This window comes from Pseudoalteromonas sp. SANK 73390 (genome assembly GCF_054966645.1).
This window is the reverse complement of the sequence record NZ_ARPN01000193.1, coordinates 1-23,261: the sequence shown is the minus strand read 5'-3', so window position 1 is coordinate 23,261 and position 23,261 is coordinate 1. Positions and strand designations below refer to the sequence as shown.

Genomic DNA, 23,261 nt, shown 5'->3' with positions numbered 1-23,261 from the left:
CATGTTAAATTCAAGACTGGGGAGCTGTCGCCCACTTGGCAGCACGATTGTTGAAGAGGGCGTTAATTTTGCAGTTTATGCCCCCGCAGCTAAATCGGTTTGTCTGTGCCTGTTTGATAGCAGCGGTCACACAGAAGTCGCACGCATTGAAATGTATATGAATGAAGGGGGAGTTTGGAGCTTATTGATATACCCCTTACCCGTTGGTAGTCTTTATGGCTATAGAGCCGATGGTGACTATGCTCCACAAAAAGGTAAATTATTTAACGCACACAAGCTACTTCTTGACCCATATAGCAAAGATTTACATGGTGAGTTTACTTGGAGTGAACGACACTTTTGTCATATGCCAGTCGGTAAATTGAGTCAGCTTGATAACGCCATTGATATGCCAAAATCTAAAGTGGTTGCACTGCGTAAATACGATGGCAAAAAACCTAATGTGCCATGGTCAAAAACCTTCATTTATGAATGTCATGTAAAAGGGGCAACAGCTCGACACCCTGAAATACCCCGTTCGCTTCGAGGTAAACTTAAAGCGCTGGCAGAACCTGCCTTTATCAAGCATCTTAAAAGTTTAGGTGTAACAACATTAGAGCTTTTGCCAGTTCATGCGTTTGTAAGTGAACAGTTCCTAACTACAAAAGGGCTTACTAATTATTGGGGATATAACACCTTAAACTTTTTTACCCCACATAAAGCGTATTTAGCAAGCGATGATATTAGCGAGTTTCAAGCAACGATTAAGGCGCTTCACCAAGCTGGTATCGAGGTGATTTTAGATGTAGTTTACAACCACACAGCTGAGGCAGGCGTAGATGGGCCGACACTGAGTCTTAAGGGCCTGAATAATCAGGGCTATTATCGAAGTATTCTCAATCAGCCCGATGTGTATATCAATGACACTGGCTGCGGAAACACACTCAATATAGATGACCCTTTTGCGTTAACCTTAGTATTAGACAGTTTACGTTATTGGGTCGAAATAATGGGTGTCGATGGCTTTAGATTTGATCTAGCATCAATCTTAGCCAGAAATATAAATGGTTTTAATCGCTACCACACTTTTTTGCAAACAATCATGCAAGACCCCATTCTACAAGACGTGAAGTTAATAGCAGAGCCATGGGATATTGGACCAGGAGGCTATCAACTAGGCGCATTCCCTGCACCTTGGCGTGAGTGGAATGATAAATATCGCGATACTGTTAGGCGCTTTTGGCGAGGCGATGAAGGCGTATTACCTGAGCTTGCAAAACGCGTACATGGCTCTCATGATTTGTTCGAGCATAATTTACGTGGACCTCTAAGTTCAATAAATTTTATTACTAGCCACGATGGCTTTACTCTCGCTGACTGGGTAAGTTATGAAAATAAACATAATGAGGCCAATGGCGAGCAAAATTTAGATGGACACGGTGCCAATCACTCGATGAACTGTGGTCAAGAAGGGTTTTCTACCAACCCAAAAATCATCTCCCTGCGCTTAAAAATGCAAAAAAATGCCCTATTAACATTATTTTTATCTAAAGGCGTTCCAATGCTTTGTGCAGGCAGTGAGTTCGATCATTCCCAAGGGGGCAATAACAATGCCTATTGCCAAGATAATCGTAGTAACTGGTTAGCATGGAAAACGTCTCAATTTAATCATACCTTAACTTTTTTTATTAAAGAGTTAGTCGCTTTACGCCAACAGTTTGCGGCATTTACACACGCATTCTTCATTCATGCTAACGACAATCGGTTTTGCGTCCATTGGCTTAATGAACAGGGTCAACCCATGCAACCTCAACAGTGGCATGAACAAAATCGCAAATGGCTTGTTTACATGCTTGTCGATAATCAACAGCAAAAGGCGTTACTTATCATGTTTAACGCTAGTTTAGAACCTGTCGATATGACATTTCCCGAACCTGTATTTAGCCAGCAGTGGCAATTGGCCTTAACAAGCTGCAAGTCAGTCGAGCACATTGAAAATTCAATTTCTATTTCCCCCCAATCTAGTTGGGTTTTTACATCCGTAAAAGAAGGAATCACACATGGCTAAAAAAAATGCTGACGTGTGCGTAGTAAAGCATTGGCAAGAAGCACCAAAACTTAATGAAGATACATTCAATGATGACTTAATGCGTCATTTCTATTATACATTAGGCCGAGACAAGTTAGGTGAGTCTCAATTGTACCTTTATCATGCATTGGCTATGACTATTAGAGACAGATTAGTGTCTCGCTGTAGAGCAACAAATCAGTTTCTAAAACAACGTAAAACACGCAAAGCGGCCTACTTATCACTAGAATTTTTGATGGGACGGGCTCTGGGCAATGCAGTGTTAAATTTAGACTTACAATCTAGCGTATCAAGTGCACTCCAGCAATACTGCACAAACCTTGAAAATGTAGGTGATGCAGAGCATGATGCAGGCTTAGGTAATGGGGGATTAGGTCGCCTTGCTGCGTGCTTTTTAGATAGCTGTGCAAGCCTTGCTTTACCGGTAGTTGGTTATGGTATTCGTTATGAATACGGCATGTTTAATCAAACCTTGGAACAAGGTCACCAAGTAGAGCAACCCGATAATTGGCTTCGTGAAGGACACCCTTGGGAGCTTGCTGCACCAGAGCAATCGCAACGCATTAAGTTTTTTGGTCATGTTGAAACATTTCAAGATAAAAGTGGTAAAGAGCACAGAGCTTGGGTAGATACACAAGATGTGCTCGCTGTACCTTATGATGTACCAATTCCCGGTTATCAAAATGGGGTTGTTAATACCTTGCGGTTATGGAAATCTGGCGCAACGGACGAATTTGACTTATCTGAGTTTAATGCAGGTAGTTATTCAGAAGCAGTGGCTAGAAAAAATCTTGCAGAACAAATTACTATGGTTCTGTACCCCAATGACAGCAGTGAAAATGGTAAAGAACTACGTTTACGCCAGCAATATTTTTTATCCAGTGCTAGTTTGCAGGACGTTTTAGTACAGTGGGTTGAGCAATATGGTGCAAATTTTAGTGACTTTGCCGAATATCATGTTTTTCAATTAAACGATACCCACCCTAGCATTGCTGTTGCTGAGCTAATGCGCCTATTTGTAGACGCCTATGAGCTAAGTTGGGACCAAGCTTGGCAGATAACCACACAAACTATGGCTTATACCAATCATACCTTATTGCCTGAAGCACTCGAAAAGTGGTCAGTCCCATTGTTTGAAAAGTTACTCCCTAGATTGCTAGAAATTATCTACGAAATAAACGCCCGTTTTCTTAAGCAGGTTTCGTTACAATGGCCTGGTGATATTAATAAGCAACGAGAGCTATCACTAATAGAAGAAGGAGACGTACCACAGGTTCGCATGGCGTACTTGGCTATCGTTGGTAGCTATTCTATTAATGGAGTAGCAGCACTACATACCGAATTACTTAAGTCTGGGTTATTTAAAACATTTTATGAGCTTTGGCCTGAAAAATTCAACAACAAAACCAATGGTGTTACACCAAGACGATGGCTTGCACATTGTAATCCAGAACTAAGCACCCTCATTAATGAGAAAATAGGCACAGGTTGGGTTGCGAACTTTAGCGAAATTGAAAAGTTACGCCGTTATTACGATGATGAAAAGTTTCATAAACAATGGCAAGCAGTTAAAAATATCAACAAGCAAAAGCTATGTGACCTAGTTGAAAAGCGCTGTGGCATTGAGTTTGATGTCAACATGATGTTTGACGTTCAAGTAAAGCGTATTCACGAATACAAACGCCAATTACTTAACGTATTACATGTTATCCACTTATACGATCGCATTTTAAAAGGCGATGTAAGTTCAATGGCACCACGATGTGTTTTAATTGGTGGTAAAGCTGCACCAGGTTATTACATTGCAAAAAAAATAATTAAACTTATTAATAATGTTGCAAGCGTCATTAATAGCGATGAGAAGGCAAGTCAATATCTTCGAGTCGCATTCTTTCCAAATTACAATGTGACTGCCATGGAAACTATTTGCCCGGCAACAGACTTATCAGAGCAAATATCCACGGCTGGTAAAGAGGCATCTGGCACTGGGAACATGAAGTTTATGATGAATGGCGCGATAACCATTGGCACGCTAGATGGTGCAAATATTGAAATTCGCGATAATGTTGGCGCCGATAATTTTTTCCTTTTTGGTGCTCACGCCGAGCAAACCGATGAAATACGCAAACACTACAATCCTCAACAAATTATTTCACAAGACCCTCAATTAAGTTCAGTTCTGCGTTTGCTAGAAAGCGGTCATTTTAACTTACTTGAACCGGGTATTTTTGACGACCTTATCAACGCGATTACAAGCCCTCAAGACCCATGGCTGACTGCTTACGATTTTGCAAGCTACATAGAAGCACAACAAAAAGCATCTGATACCTACTTAGATCAGCCGACTTGGACACGCATGAGTATTTTAAATACTGCGGCCAGTGGAAGTTTTTCCAGTGACCGAACAATTTCGCAATATTGCGACGAAATTTGGCGCTTGTCGCCAATGCAATAGACCACGACACAAGGATATTTGGAGAAAGTTATGCCCAGTTATGCAAACCGCTACATAAGTAGCTTAACCAGAGAAACCTATGCTTTAATTTTAGCTGGTGGTCGAGGCTCTCGTTTACATGAATTAACCAATTGGCGTGCTAAACCAGCCGTCTATTTTGGTGGTAAACATAGGATCATCGATTTTCCCTTATCAAACTGCATCAACTCAGGCATTCGCAGAGTTGGTATTGCAACGCAATACAAATCGCACTCACTTATTCGTCATGTTAATCGCGCGTGGGGGCACTTCAAAAAGGAACTAGGTGAGTCAGTAGAAATTTTGCCAGCATCACAACGTTATTCAGACGAATGGTACTGTGGCACTGCAGATGCAGTATTCCAAAACATGGATATTATTCGCCATGAGTTGCCTAAATTTGTGATGATTTTATCTGGTGATCACGTTTATCGCATGGACTATGGGGCATTATTAGCAAAACACGTTGAGACTGGCGCTGATATGACGGTTTGTTGTATTGAAGTACCTTGCGAAGAGGCCGCGAATACTTTTGGAGTAATGACCGTTGATGGAGACAAACGCGTACGTCGTTTTGATGAAAAACCAGCACAACCGTCATCAATTCCGGGTAAAGATGGCACCTGCCTAGCGTCAATGGGCAATTATGTGTTTAATACAGAGTTTTTGTTTGAGCAATTAAAACAAGACGCTGAACGTGAAGGATCTGGACGTGATTTTGGACACGATATAATTCCAGCTATTATTGAAGAGCACAATGTATTTGCATTTCCTTTTCGAGACCCGAGTTATGAAGGTCAGCCATACTGGCGCGATGTGGGTACCTTAGATTCATTTTGGGAAGCCAATATGGAACTTGTATCCCCGGAGCCACAATTAGATTTGTATGACCCGACTTGGCCAATTTGGACTTATCAAGAACAGCTTCCGCCAGCCAAATTTATATTTGATGATGATGAGCGACGAGGTATGGCTGTTGACTCTACCGTTTCTGGTGGTTGCATTATCTCAGGCTCAGCGGTTAAAAAATCGCTATTGTTTTCCAATGTGCATGTTCACTCATACTGCCATATTGAAGGGTCAGTTGTGCTCCCGGGGGCAATTATTGAGCGAAATTGTAAAGTACGCAATGCCATTATTGATCGTGGCTGTCATTTACCCGAAGGTTTGGAGATTGGCTTTGACCCTGAATTGGATAAAGACAATGGCTTTAGAGTGTCGAATAAAGGTATAGTGTTGGTTACAAGAGAAATGTTGCTTGCTTATAGCCAAAGGCAGCAATCAAACAAAGAAAAACTTCAAACTGCATAAGTAAGGCGAAGCATGCGGGTATTAATGGTTGCAGCCGAGAATGATCGGCTGCCAGATTGTAAAGTAGGCGGCGTTGCGGATGTCATTAGAGACATCCCTTACGCTTTAAACGCACAAGGTATAATGGTAAAAGTTGTAGTGCCTGATTATGGTCAATATCAACTAAATAGAACTTTTGTTAGTGATATTGCGGTGCCTTTTCGACAACATTTAGAAACAGCAACCTTGTGGCAAGTTGAGCAAGGTGATGGAGTGATACAATATGTCATCTCTCACTCATTATTTAGCGAGCACCAAGGTGCGATTTACTGCAGTGATGAACATCGCCCTTTTGCAACTGATGCGACAAAATTTGCTTTTTTTAATGCTGCGGTGTGCGAAGCCATTGAACACAAGATGTTTGATGACTTGGATATATTGCATTTGCACGATTGGCATGCAGCCTGTATCACTGTATTACAAAAGTTTAGTCCTAGGTTCGTCTACTTAAAACAGCTCAAGACTGTGTACACTGTACACAACTTGGCATTGCAAGGAATACGACCATTTAATCATGATGAGTCTAGTCTGGAAGCATGGTTTCCAACATTAAGCTATGATGGTCAACTACTGTGTGATCATCAACATCCACATTGTTTTAATCCAATGCGCAGTGCTATTGCGCTAGCAGACAAAGTGCATGTTGTTTCAGCAACATATAGTGATGAGGTATTACATACCAGTGAGCCTGATAGAGGATTCTTTGGTGGTGAAGGCTTAGAACATGATATGCAAATTGCTAAACGCCAAGGTAAATTAGTAGGCATACTTAACGGCTGTGAATACCCAGCAGAGTCTGATGAAAAAATATTGCTCACAGACTACTTTTCGTTAGTTGATTGTGAACTTATTCAATGGATGGCAAAACAATCACAGCTTAGAGCCTGTCACTATATTGCGCATCAACGACTAAAACAATGGCAACAAACTCATTTTACTGGCCCCTTAATAACCAGCGTAGGTCGATTAACAAATCAAAAAGCACTTATACTCAGGCAACCGTATAGTAATGGGAGTGTCATTGATGAACTTGCCAATCTAGTTGCTAAAATTGACGGCAGAATTATTATTTTGGGTTCTGGTGATGTGGAGCTCGAAAACCTCTTCACGCAGGTCATGTCCAGACATAGCAATTTGCTCTATTTAAATGGCTATGGGCAACATATTGGAGATCTACTGTACGATTTGGGTGACTTATTTTTAATGCCTAGCTCTTTTGAACCATGTGGTATCAGTCAAATGCTTGCAATGAGGGCAGGGCAGCCTTGTTTAGTCCACCAAGTAGGTGGATTGGTCGATACTGTTTCGCATTTACACAATGGCTTTTCTTTTCGTGGTGAAGACCTAAATGATCAAGCAACGCAGCTAATAGACACCTTTAATCTGGCATTAAACATCTTCAAATCCAATCCTGAACAATATCAACAAATAGCAAATAATGCTGCACATGCGCGTTATACTTGGCAAGCCTCAGCACAGGCGTATATTAATTATCTATACGAATAATTAATATACAATAAAATTACAAATTGACCGCTTTATTGTAACACCACCCATAAGCAGGCCATTGGTCTGCTTTTTTATTTGTAGATGCTATAGTTATTAAGCTATTTTTCTCCAATATTAATAGCTTAGTTCTATATTAATTTTAGTTATTTAGGGTTAGAATCTGATTTTTGTTAAAGAATAAAGTGCTGCATTTGCAGTTGCAAATACCGAGGAGTCAATATTTGAAGGTTTTTGTTGCTAGACAAGCAATTTTCAACCGCCGAAAACAGGTGGTGGCTTACGAGTTGTTATTTCGAGACGGTACACGCAACAGCTTTCCAGATATCGCAGACGATGTTGCCACAGCTAAGCTCATAATGGATAACCAATTAAACTTGGGGACGCGGTATCTTACGTCAGGAAAAAAAGCACTTATCAACATCGGGCCTGATTCTTTAAAGCAAGAACTTGCTCATTTTCTGCCTGCCAGGGATGTTATTTTAGAATTACTAGAAAGTATAACTCCAACAACAGAGAATTATGAAAAAGTCAGGCAACTATTTCATCAAGATTACCGACTTGCACTCGATGACTTTGAGTATACCAAAAAGTGGGAGCCGTTTTTAAAGCTCATCCGGCTAGTTAAGTTTGATATTCAACAAAATTCATTAGAGTCTATAAAAGAATTAGTTGAAGAGTTTAAGCAAAAAAAGAATATGAAGCTGCTTGCTGAAAAAGTTGAAACTGAAGCCGAATATGAACTTGCTAGAAAAATGGGATTTCACTTTTTTCAAGGCTACTTTTTTGCAAAGCCAAGAGTCATCCAGCAAAACGATATTGAAACAAACCATGCAATTGTGATGTTGATATATTCAGAAGTTTTAAAAAAGCATATGAGCATAGACAAAATTGCCCGTTTATTTGCGCAAGATACCGCTTTGGCATATAAATTGTTACGCTTAATTAACTCGGGTGTATTTCCGCTTAAAAGTCGTATTGAATCTTTAAAACAAGCTTTGGTGTATCTTGGTGATGAGCGCATTAAAAAGTTTGTAGGCTTAATAATGACCGCACATGTAGCTGAAGGAAAACCCACTGAATTGACACGATTAAGTATCGTGCGTTCAAGGTTTTGTGAGTTAATAGCAAAGTCTATAAACCCAAGTATTAAAAGCATGAGCTTTTTAACTGGCTTATTCTCTTTATTAGATGCTATTTTAGACAGGCCAATGGAACAAGTTGTTTCAAGGTTGCCTTTTCCTGAAGAACTACATGATGCATTAATGGGTAAGCACAATTTACTATATTATATTTTGAATGTTGTAAAAGCCTATGAAAGCGGAAGCTGGTGGCAGTTACAAGAAGCGTGTAGTCTATTAAATATTAAGGATGACCACTTGCCTGAGTTTCATGCTGATGCAATACGCTGGGCCGACATGTACAACGATACCATTTTTTAATGAATAGAGTCTCTCAATTAGATAGTTTAAGGGGCTTGGCAACTTTGGGCCTGTTACTACTTAATGTATATTATTTAGCATTGTTTGAGTCAGGTTATATCCCGTCTGTTAACCCTCCCTTTAGCGATACGATAATTCAGTACGCTAATATATTACTGCTAGATAGCCGCTTTCGTTCTATATTTTGTATGTTATTTGGAGCTGCTTTAGCACTACAATATAGCAAGTGCCTAAATGAAGATGCATTGAAGCCTCGGTTGATTGCATTAACTATTTTTGGCGCATTACATGGTATTTTAATTTGGCCAGGCGACATTATACTCAGCTATGGAATTGCGGGCTTTTTGGCATTAACTTACCTGCAACAAAGCGACCAGCGAGTGTTATATCATGGTAGTGCAATATTTGTAGCAAGTTGTATCTTATTATTAATACTCTCGTTAGTTGATAGTAGTGATGTTTATTATCGCAATAGCGCTAAATTTGAAGAAATGCTCACTCATGCACCCGTTGATTTATTTAGCCTGCTGATACATAACATCACCATGTTTGTGGTTATGTTACTAATGTTGCCCATACTCACACTTTGGAATGCATTAGGCATCATGTTAATAGGTATATATTGCTATCGCCAACATGTTTTTTTAACTGGACTTTCAACACGAACCGTCAGTATTACCCTAAGTATAATTGTGTTGCTCAGTACCATCAGTAGTTCACTTGAATATATTGATAGCAATAAGTTCGCAGCGATTAATGAATCAATCACATGGTTAAATGCCTTATTTGGTGCGCTTTTAATAGCACACATAAATGCAAAAGTATCAGCAACCAACAAGTTGGTTAAGGCGTTACAAGCGGTTGGTAAACTCGCGTTAACTTGTTATTTATTACAATCTATTGTGATGATCACTTTTTTTGTTTGGTTCGCCCCAGAGGCACGCTTAACCTTTAATCGTATTGACTATGTGCTGTTAGCGTTATTTGGCATCGGCGTACAATTGGTGATCGCCCCTTTATATTTGAAGTACTTTACACAAGGGCCATTTGAGCGACTACTTAAGCTTCTTACATTACAGCTGGCTAAAAACAATTCTATTTAACGTTTTTCTGCAACATTGAATAATAAACCCAAGTATTTTGTACGCTAATCGTTTAAAATGCGCTTTTTAAGTAATTCTAAATGGGTGCTCGGTGACGCAATTAACACGACTAAATAAATATATCAGTGAAACAGGGTTTTGCTCACGTCGAGAAGCTGACAAACTCATTGAGGCAGGTCGCGTTAAAGTTAATGGTAATTTACCTGAAATGGGTGTTAAGGTCAGTGATCAAGATGAGATTCAAATTGATAATACCCCGTTAAAAGCCAAGCCCAAAAGAGTTTACATTGCATATAACAAACCCGTGGGTGTTACATGTACTACTGAGCGAAAAATTCAAAGTAACATTGTAAGTGCTATAAACTATCCTGAGCGTATATTCCCCATTGGCCGATTAGATAGGCCCTCTGAAGGGTTGATATTTTTAACCAACGAAGGCGACATTGTTAATAAAATTCTACGTGCAGGCAATAACCATGAAAAAGAGTACCTCGTTACCGTAGATAGGCCTATAAACAAACGCTTTATTGAACGTATGGCTGGTGGCATACCCATCCTAGATACAGTTACTAAAAAGTGCTTTGTAAAGCAAACAAGCAATAACACTTTTACCATCATATTAACTCAAGGCTTAAATCGACAAATACGCCGTATGTGTGAATATTTGGGTTATGAAGTGACTAAGCTTAAACGTGTTCGCATTATGAATGTAAACTTAAATGGTCTTCGCTCCGGCCAGTGGCGTCATTTAACCGATGCAGAAATGAAACAAATTAACGACTCAATTGCCGGCTCAGCTAAAACGGAAGAAGGCTCTGTTGATCCTAATAAAAAAGAAGCTAAAACCCCCACACACAAACCCGCGACTAACAAGAAACGCTTCAGTGATACAAACTCTAAGCCGCGCTTTGATTTAAAAAAGCCTAATTCAGAATCTAAACGTAAACCGGGCACTCTATCTATTAAAAAACGTTGATATACAAGCATAAAGGCTGTGACTAAAAACTACCTTTAGCTTTAAACTAAACTTTTTTATACGACTATGAACAACATAAGGTTTAGGAGAAGTAATTAATTTCAGGTTTATTTATAGGGCAGACCATATACGCTTTAAGCAAGTCATGGGTAATATCACTAATTACTATGCCGGCACGTATATAGAAGTAAAAAGTAGTAAAAAATAGTCCCACTAATGTCTTGATATCTATGATTTGATCTACAAAACTCTTCTGATTGGAAAAATGATCGAACTGGTGAATTTCCTTATTTACGCTTTTATCGAGAAACTGGCTAAAACCTAGGTGATGAGCACTTTGTTATTATAGGAACATCACCAACAGGTATTTGCAAGGTTGCTTTTTTATCATCATCAGTAATACGTTCAGATTCTCTGAAATTTGGGCAACTCTGCTCTACTGTGACTTTCTTGTTAAATAAACAAATAAGCCAAGAGCCGCAAGCAGTAATGCAGTACTAGTGATAATTGCAACAGGATAGTACAAATTCCCTGCTAAATCTAATTGACTGTATTTAATTACCATGATTAGACCTTCTAAAGAAAGTGCCACACATACCATTCCAATAAATTTAGGAAGTGCTCGTTGGATTCCTGAAATTTGCTCAGATTCAGAGTGTTTGGACTCAGCGTATTCTGTATTGATGATTGTTGCGAGCTCAAAGACTGCCAAAGCAATAATACCGGTATTTATCGAACTTAGAAATATTTGCATACCATGCTTTCCAGCAACAAAAGCGTTAAAAATATCACTCATTAAAGAAATCACGATTGCAAATGCTAAAAATAAGAAAATTAAGACAAAAATGAGAGAAAATGTTCTTTTGACAACGTGAGATACTTTCTGTTTTGAAACAGTCATATAAACTCCTATTGATTTATCAGCATTGGTTATGGTTATCATTTTCACATAAACGATAACTTGAAGAATACAAAGCAATCTTTCACATAGTATAGTGATAGTGTGCTAGATGACAGCTGACTATCAGGCTAAATATTCGACGAATTTTACTCATCGATATAAAGTATCGCGGGGAAGTAAATGGCCCAAACTTCATTGGGGAAATAAACAAGACATATATGGGTGTATTAGGTCGAGTAGTGACTCGCACAGCCACAGGTGAAAGTGATTTAAGCTACAGTTACGACGCCAATAATGGCTACGGGCAAATGACTGTCGCCAGTGGCAATGGCGTATGTTGATTTAAACCCCATCAGAGCGAAAATGGCGAAAGCCTCCGAAGACTCTGAGCACACCAGCGTTCAAAAGCGAATTAAAGCCGCGAAAGAGGCTAAGCAACCTAAACAACTTGCTCGCTTTGCAGGCAACCCCAGAAAACACATGCCCAAAGGGCTATCCTTTGAGTTAAAGTCGTACTTAGAGCTAGTTGAACTCACAGGCCGTTGTATACTAGAAGATAAACGCGTACACATAGAGCAACACACACTTCCCATCTTAGAGCGATTAAACATAGCACCAGAATACTTTAGAACTCACCACACAATTTATCAAAGTGTTCAAAGGGGCTGTAGGGCGGCCCAATAAGCTTGATGGCTACTACGCACAACGGCGAACAAGCATCAGCCAATGTGAAAAGTTGCTCGCCTAATTTACTCTATAATCCAAAGAACTTAACCACAATCATGCTGATAAAGTAGGCGATGTTGTGCTTAACACTTTGTAATTACAACTTAAACCCTCTGATAAAGCTAGAAAGAGTAGTGAAGAAAAGCCATTGACTCTAATTTAATCATGGTTGTCTTGTTTACTTTTGTTTAAAAGTTGAGTTTTAACCCACGTTAAACAGTTCAAGCGCATGAGAAAATAGCTAAAAAGCAGAAAAATCACTTAAGACGCACTTGGGTCACAATCGTTTAAAAGGAAGGAGGTAGATTGATTAGAATGCTGGTAAGTGTTGGTCATCACTTCGTAAATTTTTAGTTAAACTACGGCTTTTTACGTCTGGATTTTATATGAGCTTCTTACAGCAACGAGTCAAAATGATCAGCAATACAATTGACACAAAAGATAAGGGCTGCACTCGGTCTGAATGAAAATAGTTCAAAAAAAAGCCTGAGCAAAAAAACGTGAATATTCAGAATTGATTATAAGCATTGTTTACGAACATTTACTTTTTGATGGGTTGTTTGGTTAATTTTTGTATCATTAGCAGGTATACTTGCGCGCTTTTAATTTGGCGAATTTGGTAGATTTAAATATGCAATGGCTAAGCAGCATAAAGCAGGAGTGCTTAAAACTCAACAAAATAAGCAGATTGAGTTTTAAGGTAACAGTCAGGGAAACAAAGCATGTTTAGAATACTATTATCGCTTGTTATGTTGGTCAGTTTGAGTGCATTTGCCATTCAAAGCCCTTCAATGAGCTCTTCTCAAAGCTCAATGTATATGGGAGATACAACAGAACTTATTTGGTCAAAGCCCAGTGGAACAGCTTATTTTCATTTATGGGTTGTAAAGCCAGGCCAAAGTCCGCTTGCATTTCGACGCAATTATACAGGCACTTCATTTAGCCGTTGGATCAAAAACTTTCCCGGAACCCATACCTTTTATGTTGAAGCTTGTGATGGCAATGGTGCCTGTGCTACCTCAAACAGTGTCAGTGTATACATGCAGGAGCGGCCAACGATCCCTGCAACGCCCGGGGAGCCTGATGTAAATTGGGACTTATATCATCCTGTTGGTGCGTCTATTTTAGTTAAAATACCCAATGTTTCAGGGGCTGATCACTACCAAGTTTATAACGGCACTTCAACAACCAGTACAACGGTTAGTCGAACTTTTTATAGCAGTACTTGGGAATATATTTCTTCTGTTGGCAGTGGTCCTAACTATATTAGGATCCAAGCATGTAATAGTGCTGGCTGTAGCTCACAGAGCACGCCGAGGCGTGTTGTCATATTTAATAACCCAAGTGCGCCAAATGTTTCGGTTAGTCCGTCAGTGACAAGCAAGGGAAGCAGCATTACGGTTGATTGGAACCGTCCAAGTGGTCTTATTTGGTCCGGAGCCTATTTTAAGCTCAGTTGCTTAAATAATACAGGCACTGATGTATGTGGACAAAAAATCCCCCATGTTGGTGGCTCAAACAAGTCAGAATATTCGTATAGCTTTACTGCCAATAACGTTGATGCTTATGATATTCAAGTACAATCTTGCAATAAAACAGATGCGTATTGCTCAGCCAGTTCAGTTAACACGGCTTATGTGCCGCCTGCAGTACACGGTGACCCAGGCCATAATGTAGATTGGAATTTTTACTATCCGCAAAATACCACGATGACGGTTAAGCTACCACAATCCATCGAAGGTGCTGATAGCTTTGACGTGTATTACTATAAAGAAGGTACATCTGCGCAAAGAGTCTCACATGTGTCAAAGTCTCAACAATCGGTCAGTATTAATGTGGGGGCAGCCGGTTCTTATCAGCTTCAGTTGGCCGCGTGTATTACATCAAGAACAGGCGGATATCAATGTAGTAGTAAAAGCCAAGGGCAAAAAATTGTTGCCTTTAAGCAGCCGAGTGCGCCGTCCGTTTCAGTGACTCCGACGGTTACAAATAAAGGGAGTAATATTACGGTTGATTGGAACCGTCCAAGTGGTCTTATTTGGTCCGGAGCCTATTTTAAGCTTAGCTGCTTAAATAATATAGGCACTGACGTATGTGGACAAAAAATCCCCCATGTTGGTGGCTCAAACAAGTCAGAATATTCGTATAGCTTTACTGCCAATAGCGTTGATGCTTATGATATTCAAGTACAATCTTGCAATAAAACAGATGCGTATTGCTCAGCCAGTTCAGTTAACACCGCTTATGTGCCGCCTGCTGTACATGGTGACCCTGCTCATAATGTAGATTGGAATTTTTACTATCCGCAAAACAGCACAATGACGGTGAGCTTACCTCAGTCGATTGAGGGTGCTGATAGCTTTGACGTGTATTACTATAAAGAAGGTACATCTGCGCAAAGAGTCTCACATGTGTCAAAGTCTCAACAATCGGTTAGCATCAACGTGGGTTCAGCCGGCTTTTATCAGCTTCAGTTGGCCGCGTGTGTAACATCAAGAACAGGCGGATATCAATGTAGTAGTAAAAGCCAAGGACGCAGAATTGTGTCTTTTGGCGTACCAGTAGCGCCTACTGTTTCTGTTACACCTGAACTTGATAATGATGTTACAGTTACTTGGAACCGACCTGATAACTTAATTTGGTCTGGTGGTTACTTTAAATTGAGCTGTGTTGTAAATGGCACAGACGTATGTAATAAAAAAATTGATCATATCGGCGGTTCAAATAAGTCTGAATATACATATACATTTAAAGCGTCAACGCCTGGTGACTACGACGTACAAGTTAAAGCATGTAATAAATCGGATGTTAACTGTACTTCAAGCAATCTTGTTAAACTTTTAACACAGCTCCCTACACACGGTGATCCGAGTTTTAATGTAGATTGGGATTTTTATTACCCTGCAAATACCGATATGGTTGTGACATTGAGCCAATCAATTCCGGGAGCCGATAGTTTTGAGGTGTACTACCACCCTGAGCCTGATCCAAATAAACCAGGCCAGCCCTCGCCACTTGCACAGAGAGTCGCTTTTGTAAGCAAAGATGAGAAAACTGTTAATGTAAATGTTCAAGATGCAGGGTTTTATACACTACAGCTTGCTGCATGTGTTACTTCAAGTTCTGGCAACTACCGCTGTGGTGAAAAAAGCAAAGCGATTCGAATCGTTTCATTTGCTAAGCCCAGTGCACCGACCTTATCAATTACATCGACAACACCTAAACTCAATGAAGAGGTAACGGTGAAATGGAACCGACCCGATAACTTAATTTGGGCTGACGGTTACTTTAAATTGAGCTGTGTTGTAAATGGTACAGACGTATGTAATCAAAAAATTGATCACATCGGCGGTTCAAATAAGTCTGAATATACATATACATTTAAAGCGTCAACGCCTGGTGACTACGACGTTCAAGTTAAAGCATGTAATAAATCGGATGTTAACTGTACTTCAAGCAATCTTGTTAAACTTTTAACACAGCTCCCTACACACGGTGATCCGAGTTTTAATGTAGATTGGGATTTTTATTACCCTGCAAATACCGATATGGTTGTGACATTGAGCCAATCAATTCCGGGAGCCGATAGTTTTGAGGTGTACTACCACCCTGAGCCTGATCCAAATAAACCAGGCCAGCCCTCGCCACTTGCACAGAGAGTCGCTTTTGTAAGCAAAGATGAGAAAACTGTTAATGTAAATGTTCAAGATGCAGGGCTTTACACACTACAGCTTGCTGCATGTGTTACTTCAAGTTCTGGCAACTACCGCTGTGGTGAAAAAAGCAAAGCGATTCGAATCGTTTCATTTGCTAAGCCCAGTGCACCGACCTTATCGATTACACCGACAACACCTAAACTCAATGAAGAGGTAACGGTGAAATGGAACCGACCCGATAACTTAATTTGGGCTGGCGGATATTTTGAGTTGGACTGTATCACAAATTCAAATAAGGATATTTGTGATCATAAAGTTAGCCATCAAAGCGATACTAACACCACTGAATATAGCCACACTTTTAAGGCCAGTAGCGTTGCTGATTATGCAATAAGTGTTAAAGCCTGTAATAAGTCATCGTCTAATTGCACCACAAGTAACACCAAACTATTTTCAACGTCGCCACCGCATGGCGACCCAAGCTACAACGTAGATTGGGATTTTTATTACCCTGCAAATACCGATATGGTTGTGACATTGAGCCAATCAATTCCGGGAGCCGATAGTTTTGAGGTGTACTACCACCCTGAGCCTGATCCAAATAAACCAGGCCAGCCCTCGCCACTTGCACAGAGAGTCGATTTTGTAAGCAAAGATGAGAAAACTGTTAATGTAAATGTCCGAGATGCAGGGTTCTATACGCTACAACTTGCTGCATGTGTTACCTCAAGTTCTGGCAACTACCGCTGTGGTGAAAAAAGCAAGGCTATTCGAATCGTTTCATTTGCTAAACCCAGTGCACCAGTTGTGAGTGTGACGCCTGAATCACTGACGGTGAATGATACTGTGAAAATTAATTGGAACCGCCCTGATGGACTAATTTGGTCGGGAAGTTATTTCAAAGTGAGCTGCACGAAAGATGACGGTACTGATGCTTGTAATCAAAAAGTTGATCACATTGAAGGTTCAAAAAAAGCGGAATATTCTTATGAATTTATCGCAAAAGAAGCCACTGAGTACGACATTGAAGTACTAGCCTGTAATAAAAATGATGATAATTGTACCAGTAGTAATGTGGTGCGAAAAACAATTGGGCAAGCGCCAAAACCTGTATTAAGTGCTACTAAGCAAACCATGTATTTAGGTGGTACCACCACGCTTTCATGGACGAACCCAAAAAATGCAAGCTATTTTAATATTTGGGTTATCAAACCTGAGCAAGAAGCCTTTCTAATCACAAAAAAATATACACACACTTGGTTTAATCGCTGGATCCAAAACTACTCTGGTACACATACATTTTATGTTGAAGCATGCCATGAAAATGGAGTGTGTGTTACTTCAAATCTTTTAAATATTACTATGAAGCCCGCCAGTGCAGAGCAGTACCCTGTATTAGAAAGTGAAAGAAGCTCAATGGTATTGGGCAATAGGACGATGCTTTCATGGACACGACCTGCAGAAACAACATACTTTAACTTATGGGTAATAAAACCTGACCAACCGGCACTAGAAGCTTGGAGAGGTTTAACAGAGACGTATTTGGATCGCTTGATTCAAAATTACCCAGGCATACATACTTTTTATGTTGAAGCATGTAATGCCCAAGATGAGTGTTTTAGCTCAAATCGTGTTGAAGTCAACATGCTGAACTCCTTGGGAGAGCTTGAAGGCTTGACGATTGAAGCGCCATCGCATTCATTTATAGGCAAAAAAGAGCAAATAAAATGGCAGTTTGAACAGGCACCAGAAAAGCAGTATGAACTAACCCTATTTGTTCAAGACCCAACTACTAACCAGTTGCTTGAACTTGCCAATAGCTCAGATAATCAAGCGGGTTCATTCGACTATACATTTGAGTTTGCGGATGATGTCTTCTTCTATGTTCAGGCTTGTGCTTTGGTTAAACAAGAACAGATAATGCCCATTATTATGGATGGTCTATTCATACCAATTCCAGCACTAGTTGGCGAAGTATCAAAAGCATGTAGTAATTTAGAGCCAACTAAAACTAAAGTGACGGTGTTAGACACTGAGTTTGTTCCACAAAACACGGGCTCAAAGTTAACTTGGTCAAGTATAGCGGGCGCAACCAGTGTGGTGATTGAAAGTTGTGATGATGCAAACACTTGTGATATGACATCACTTGACTGGAATGCGCTAGAAACGCTTACTAATGGCGAAACCAGTTATGGCTTGAGCGACTCACAAGGTAAGGTATATCGTATTAAGGTGTGCTTTAGTGATAGCAAGTGTACGTCTTGGAATTATGCAGTTAACTCAATAATTAACTCCGATTATGCAACAATTCACAGCGGTTCAATTTCTGATGTGTCATTGAATGATATATCAGCCCCAACAACTGATGTTGTCGGTACGCTGCCCGGCTCAGCGGGTGTTAATGGCGGTGCAGCCAGTTATAACTTACCGATTCAAATTGCGCCGGGTAGGAATGGCGTACAACCTAGTGTGTCGCTCAATTACTCTTCACGCTCAGGTAATGGTATTGCAGGTATGGGGGTGAGCTTGTCGGCGGGCTCTCAAATTAGCCGTTGTAGTGCCACGTATGCGCAAGATGGTTTTACCCAAAATCCACAATACAACAGCAATGACCGCTTATGTTTAGACGGGCAGAGGTTAATTGCGGTTTCAGGTAATTATGGTGAAGACAGCGCGATATATCGAACAGAGATAGAAAGCTTTGTACGGGTGACGCAATCAGGCGCAATTAATTCAAACAGCACATCATTCACAGTTGAATATGCTAATGGCACCACAGCCTACTTTGGTCGAGATGTAGACTCTAGAGTGATACATAGTGGTCAATCAGCCGCTTATTCTTGGTTGATAAGCCATCAACACGATGCCACTAGTAAAAACTATATTCATTACGACTATAAAGCGTATGGCGCGGGTGAAAGGTTACTCAGTGATATCTATTACACGGGCTCTGGGGTGACAACACAGGGCCAGCAAAGGGTATCATTCACTTATGAGGCTAATAACCAACCGCGCTCAGGGTATATTGCAGGTGGCTATTATGAGTCGACCCAAAAACTAAAAACCATTAACGCCTACACCAATACCAGCACCAAGGTACGTACTTACAAATTAGGGTATCAAACCAGTCATATCTCTGGTCGCGATTTATTAAAAACCGTGAGAATGTGCGTGGGTTCTAAGTGTTTACCAGCCACCACATTTGCATGGCAAAACAGCAACACACAAAAACTTGAATTTGAGCCAATGAGTGATGCTAACGGTACAATGCTTTATCAAGGCGTTGAAACGTTGTCGTCGGTGTTACCGCGAGGTGACCATAACGCAGATGGGGTACGTGATTGGCAAGGGTACTACGTGGATGCTGAAGGCAATGCAACTGAAAATAGCATAGCCTTTAACGCCTGTAGACAGAATATTTTTACAAGGCAACACGAATGCCATGATGGCGACTTTGACCAAGATGGTAAGAGTGACCAGTGGCGTATTGAAGCAAATGAGCTAGTACTTCAACTGAGCAGCAGCGGCAAACAATTCAATACCGGCATTAACATGCCAGAAAAGAAAATATCGGCGTTAAAGCAATATAGTCATATTCGTCAAATTGGTGATTTTAATGGAGATGGTTTCCCAGATATTTTAGTGTTTATTTCTGATGACCAACCGAATGTAGACCTGCATTATCACACTAAAAATATTGATTCACCCTACAAGAGTGCAGCTTCTCACTCTTGGCAGTTAAAAACTTATCCAGAGAGTGCCCCTACTGGCCTGTTGACTGAACTTAGCGTAGTGGGTGATATTTCAGGGGATGGGACTTTAGATGTGATGCTAACAAGCACAGGGATTTCAAAGGACGCGCCTTATATTCAGCCTTTGCCACGTGAATTTTGGTTAGGTGATGATAACTATGCTAAAAAAGTGGAATCGCCATTTGTGCAAACAGATAGCTCGCCTTTTACGCCAAATTTAAGTTATTTTATCGACATTAATGGCGATGGTTTACCTGATTGGTTGGGGTGGAACAAGAGCACAACATTAAAGTACCGACTTAATCAAGGTGGTGGGGTATCGTTTGCGTCTGAGGTAGAGTTCGATGCGGTTAGCAATTTAATAAGGACGCGCGAGTTCCCTTTTCGACACATAGAGAATGATTCACGAAAAGCGCCTCGATACTACGGAGCCTTTAAAATAGAAGATATTGACTACGATGGTATACCTGAGTTACTGATGCCGGGAACCCGAGTTTACGAGTCATGCCATAAAGTAACCAATGCGGGTAGAGCAGAAAGGCGCTGTGGTGCAAAAAATATATAGTAATTACTTTCCTGGAAAAGGAGGGGAAGGTGCAGCACAGACTCCGATAAATGCACAGAGCAATGACAAAAGCATTTATCAATTTGACGCGCTTAAATTTAGTAAAAATTCAGATGGTACGTTTGCCATAACAAAAGTAGCAACCGATTTAATCGGTAGCGCCTACGACTCAGCCTTTATTGATGTGTATGGAACAGGCCTGCGCAGTTTTGTGTTTAACCACTATTTAGGGGGCACCCATTCACTAGGTAATGAACAGGTTGAAACAGATTTCAGTACGTACGCTGACACCCTAGGCGTTTACATCAACCGTAACTACGGTGCTGGTGCGGGTGCAACCGGCGCTGACTACGCACCAATTGATATGTTGCAAAAGGTAGAAAATGGCGTTGGGGTGGTCTCTGAATGGACGCAGCGTCCGCTATCAAGTTCACTCACTGATTATAAAACAGGGGCCACTAATACCGATAACGAACAAGGTTATTTTAACTTTGCGTCAAGCATGTATGTGGTCAATAAATTTACTCAAAGCAATGGTATTGGCGGCACAAACACCAAAGAGTATGGCTACTTTGGTGCCATGTACAACGCTCAAGGCCGAGGCTTTATGGGCTTTAAGTCGGTGATTGAAAAAAATGTCACGCTAGGGGTTGTTACCCGCTCTGACTTTAACCAGATATTCCCATATCAAGGTAAGCTCAAACGTCAGGCACAATTTAAAGCAACTGACTACACGGCGCGCAGTAATGAGTTACTGGCACGTGCAACAACAGAAACAACCGCGATTAGTCATACCGATAATACATGGGCTAAACAAGGGAGTTATGTGTATTTATCAGCCCAAAACACCATACAAAGAGACGTTGATGATAGCCATACCGAGATGTTTACCAATGCACTCACCGTCGATACGATTGACGCGTGTGGTAATGTAACCAAATCAACACAAACACGCAGTGATACATGGGGTGACTACACGACCACCACACAAACAGGCTTAGATGACACTGCCAGTTGTAGTAATGATACCAGTGAAATATGGTGGCCACATAAACTCAAAAGTAAAACAGTGACTAAGTCGAAGATTAAGACACGTCATACTGATGACCCATTAAATGCAGACAATGCCGATTTGGATAGCACGTATGCAATTACCACCCTTTTTAGTGACTACCATATAAGCCGTAAACCCAAAACGGTCAAGGTGTCTGGCAAGATAGTCGAAGGTGCATCAGGTAAAGGTAAAACCACCAAAACGGTATTTAATGACTATGGCCTACCTACATTGGTGAGTGAAACGGCAAAAGTATTTAATAATGCAGGCAATTGGGTTGATAGCACTCGTACCACTAAGATGACCTATTCCAAAGATGGTACAAATGAAGCAGCGGATGGCTATTTTCCACTCGTTATTACTAACGCCAAAGGCCATCAAGTTAAAACCATTACCGACCGAGCTACGGGGCAACCTAAGCAGCAAAAGCGCCAAGTATCGGCCGATAAATGGGTGACAACCACCTATGGTTACGATGATTTCTATCGCCCATTTAGTCAAAAAACCGCGGGTATGCCAATACAATACTCGGCCGTGCAATCGACTTTATACGATGACCATAAACCCAGTCATGCAGTGATGATGGTTAAAAAAGTCAGTGCAGGCACCCCAGAAGTACGGGTGTACAAAGATAAGTTAGGTAGAACCATTCGCACTGCCAGCCAAGCGTTTGACGGCAGTTGGGTGTATCAAGATGTGAGCTTTGACAGCCTTGGTCGCACCACATTTGAATCAATGCCTTATAAGGCGAACGGCAATCGCCTAGGTACAAGCTACTCTGACTTTGATGCGTTAAACCGCCCAGCCACCAAAACCGTTGCACAAGAATGTGGTTTATCTGGCACGGGGGCCATGACAGTGAACTACGGTTATAGTGGTTTAACCACCACCATAGATGTGAGTGAAACCTGCCATGGCATAGCGCTTGGGCAAATGTCGCGTACCTATAATAGCTTAAAGCAACTGGTGCGCACCAAAGACGCAGCTGGTAACTTTACTTATTATGGCTATAACAGTCTTGGTTTACCCGCAGTGATTGAAGATGCAGCGGGCAACCAAATTAAAGCCACTTACAATGCGCTCGGTCGTAAAACCAAAGTAGACGACCCTAACCAAGGGGTCACTGGCTTTACCTACAATGGCTTTGGTGAGCTACAACAAGAAACACGTGGTAGCACCACCGTTAAGTTGTATGTCGATGTATTAGGTCGAGTAGTGACTCGCACAGCCACAGGCGAAAATGATTTAAGCTACAGTTACGACGCCAATAATGGCTACGGGCAAATGACTGTCGCCAGTGGCAATGGCGTAACCCATAGTTATGGCTTTGATACACTGGGTCGCCCAACCACGCATACCGTCTCGGGCAGTGGTAAAAGCTACACCACCAGTACACTGTACGATGGTAACTATGGCCGTGTTAAAGGCGTGCGTTACCCTAATAACCTTACGCTGGAATACACCTATAACGATAAAGGCTATCAAACCAGCGTTAAAAATGCAGCCAATGACTATGTATATCAAACGGTTGAAAGCCAAGATATATTAGGCAATATTACCCAAAGCGCACTAGGTAATGGCTTAATACAAAAGCAATATTACTCATTAACCTCTGGGCAAATGACGGGCAGTTATACCGAAACAGACAACAGCCAACAACTAATGGCGTTAAACTACACCCAATATGAT

General features: G+C 40.9%; 11 protein-coding genes and 1 pseudogene. 11 read left to right on the top strand and 1 reads right to left on the bottom strand.

The window, feature by feature from the left end; all coding sequences use genetic code 11:
• Nucleotide 1: 1 nt before the first annotated feature.
• The 7 genes from glgX (at nucleotide 2) to rluF (ending at nucleotide 10,918) form a co-directional block, all read left to right on the top strand.
• A complete protein-coding gene (gene glgX, locus SANK73390_RS21065) occupies nucleotides 2-2,047 on the top strand; it encodes a glycogen debranching protein GlgX (RefSeq protein ID WP_462768279.1) in 2,046 nt (681 codons plus the stop codon).
• Nucleotides 2,040-4,523 carry a glycogen/starch/alpha-glucan phosphorylase gene (locus tag SANK73390_RS21060; protein WP_462768278.1) on the top strand — a complete coding sequence of 828 codons (2,484 nt, stop codon included), beginning with the start codon at nucleotides 2,040-2,042 and terminating at the stop codon, nucleotides 4,521-4,523. The genes glgX and SANK73390_RS21060 overlap by 8 nt, the downstream gene beginning before the upstream one ends.
• A 30-nt stretch (nucleotides 4,524-4,553) precedes the next feature.
• Nucleotides 4,554-5,852, top strand: a complete 1,299-nt coding sequence (gene glgC, locus SANK73390_RS21055; RefSeq protein WP_462768277.1) for a glucose-1-phosphate adenylyltransferase — start codon at nucleotides 4,554-4,556, stop codon at nucleotides 5,850-5,852.
• A 12-nt stretch (nucleotides 5,853-5,864) separates the two neighbouring features.
• The gene (locus tag SANK73390_RS21050; RefSeq protein WP_462768276.1) at nucleotides 5,865-7,397 is read left to right on the top strand and encodes a glycogen synthase; all 1,533 of its coding nucleotides are present in this window, start codon (nucleotides 5,865-5,867) and stop codon (nucleotides 7,395-7,397) included.
• 224 nt (nucleotides 7,398-7,621) lie between these two features.
• Nucleotides 7,622-8,839: an EAL and HDOD domain-containing protein gene (locus SANK73390_RS21045; protein ID WP_462768275.1), complete on the top strand. Its 1,218-nt coding sequence runs from the start codon at nucleotides 7,622-7,624 to the stop codon at nucleotides 8,837-8,839.
• Nucleotides 8,839-9,942, top strand: a complete 1,104-nt coding sequence (locus SANK73390_RS21040) for a DUF418 domain-containing protein (protein ID WP_462768274.1) — start codon at nucleotides 8,839-8,841, stop codon at nucleotides 9,940-9,942. Before SANK73390_RS21045 ends, SANK73390_RS21040 begins: the two co-directional genes overlap by 1 nt.
• Before the next feature lie 91 nt (nucleotides 9,943-10,033).
• A complete protein-coding gene (rluF, locus tag SANK73390_RS21035) occupies nucleotides 10,034-10,918 on the top strand; it encodes a 23S rRNA pseudouridine(2604) synthase RluF (RefSeq protein WP_462768273.1) in 885 nt (294 codons plus the stop codon).
• A gap of 436 nt (nucleotides 10,919-11,354) precedes the next feature.
• Here rluF and SANK73390_RS21030 read toward each other — a convergent pair whose 3' ends face one another.
• On the bottom strand, nucleotides 11,355-11,819 hold the full coding sequence (locus tag SANK73390_RS21030) for a hypothetical protein (RefSeq protein ID WP_261594994.1): 465 nt from the start codon (nucleotides 11,817-11,819) through the stop codon (nucleotides 11,355-11,357).
• A gap of 218 nt (nucleotides 11,820-12,037) precedes the next feature.
• Between SANK73390_RS21030 and SANK73390_RS21025 the strand changes: the two genes are divergently transcribed.
• The 4 genes and pseudogenes from SANK73390_RS21025 to SANK73390_RS21010 all read left to right on the top strand — a co-directional run.
• Nucleotides 12,038-12,160 (top strand): hypothetical protein, encoded by a 123-nt coding sequence (locus tag SANK73390_RS21025; protein WP_462768272.1) that lies wholly within the window; start codon nucleotides 12,038-12,040, stop codon nucleotides 12,158-12,160.
• Nucleotides 12,147-12,567, top strand: a pseudogene (locus SANK73390_RS21020) (transposase); the annotation flags it as partial. The gene SANK73390_RS21025 and the pseudogene SANK73390_RS21020, both read left to right, overlap by 14 nt.
• A gap of 700 nt (nucleotides 12,568-13,267) precedes the next feature.
• Nucleotides 13,268-20,518, top strand: a complete 7,251-nt coding sequence (locus SANK73390_RS21015) for a SpvB/TcaC N-terminal domain-containing protein (RefSeq protein WP_462768271.1) — start codon at nucleotides 13,268-13,270, stop codon at nucleotides 20,516-20,518.
• A partial coding sequence (locus SANK73390_RS21010; protein ID WP_462768270.1) for an RHS repeat domain-containing protein occupies nucleotides 20,502-23,261 on the top strand: 2,760 nt, incomplete at its 3' end. The genes SANK73390_RS21015 and SANK73390_RS21010, both read left to right, overlap by 17 nt.

Bases quoted from the DNA above. Each gene is read 5' to 3' on its own strand.
- SANK73390_RS21030 (WP_261594994.1), bottom strand. From the start codon at position 11,819: ATGACTGTTTCAAAACAGAAAGTATCTCACGTTGTCAAAAGAACATTT.
- glgX (WP_462768279.1), top strand. From the start codon at position 2: ATGTTAAATTCAAGACTGGGGAGCTGTCGCCCACTTGGCAGCACGATT.
- SANK73390_RS21050 (WP_462768276.1), top strand. From the start codon at position 5,865: ATGCGGGTATTAATGGTTGCAGCCGAGAATGATCGGCTGCCAGATTGT.
- glgC (WP_462768277.1), top strand. From the start codon at position 4,554: ATGCCCAGTTATGCAAACCGCTACATAAGTAGCTTAACCAGAGAAACC.
- SANK73390_RS21015 (WP_462768271.1), top strand. From the start codon at position 13,268: ATGTTTAGAATACTATTATCGCTTGTTATGTTGGTCAGTTTGAGTGCA.
- SANK73390_RS21060 (WP_462768278.1), top strand. From the start codon at position 2,040: ATGGCTAAAAAAAATGCTGACGTGTGCGTAGTAAAGCATTGGCAAGAA.
- SANK73390_RS21025 (WP_462768272.1), top strand. From the start codon at position 12,038: ATGGGTGTATTAGGTCGAGTAGTGACTCGCACAGCCACAGGTGAAAGT.
- SANK73390_RS21040 (WP_462768274.1), top strand. From the start codon at position 8,839: ATGAATAGAGTCTCTCAATTAGATAGTTTAAGGGGCTTGGCAACTTTG.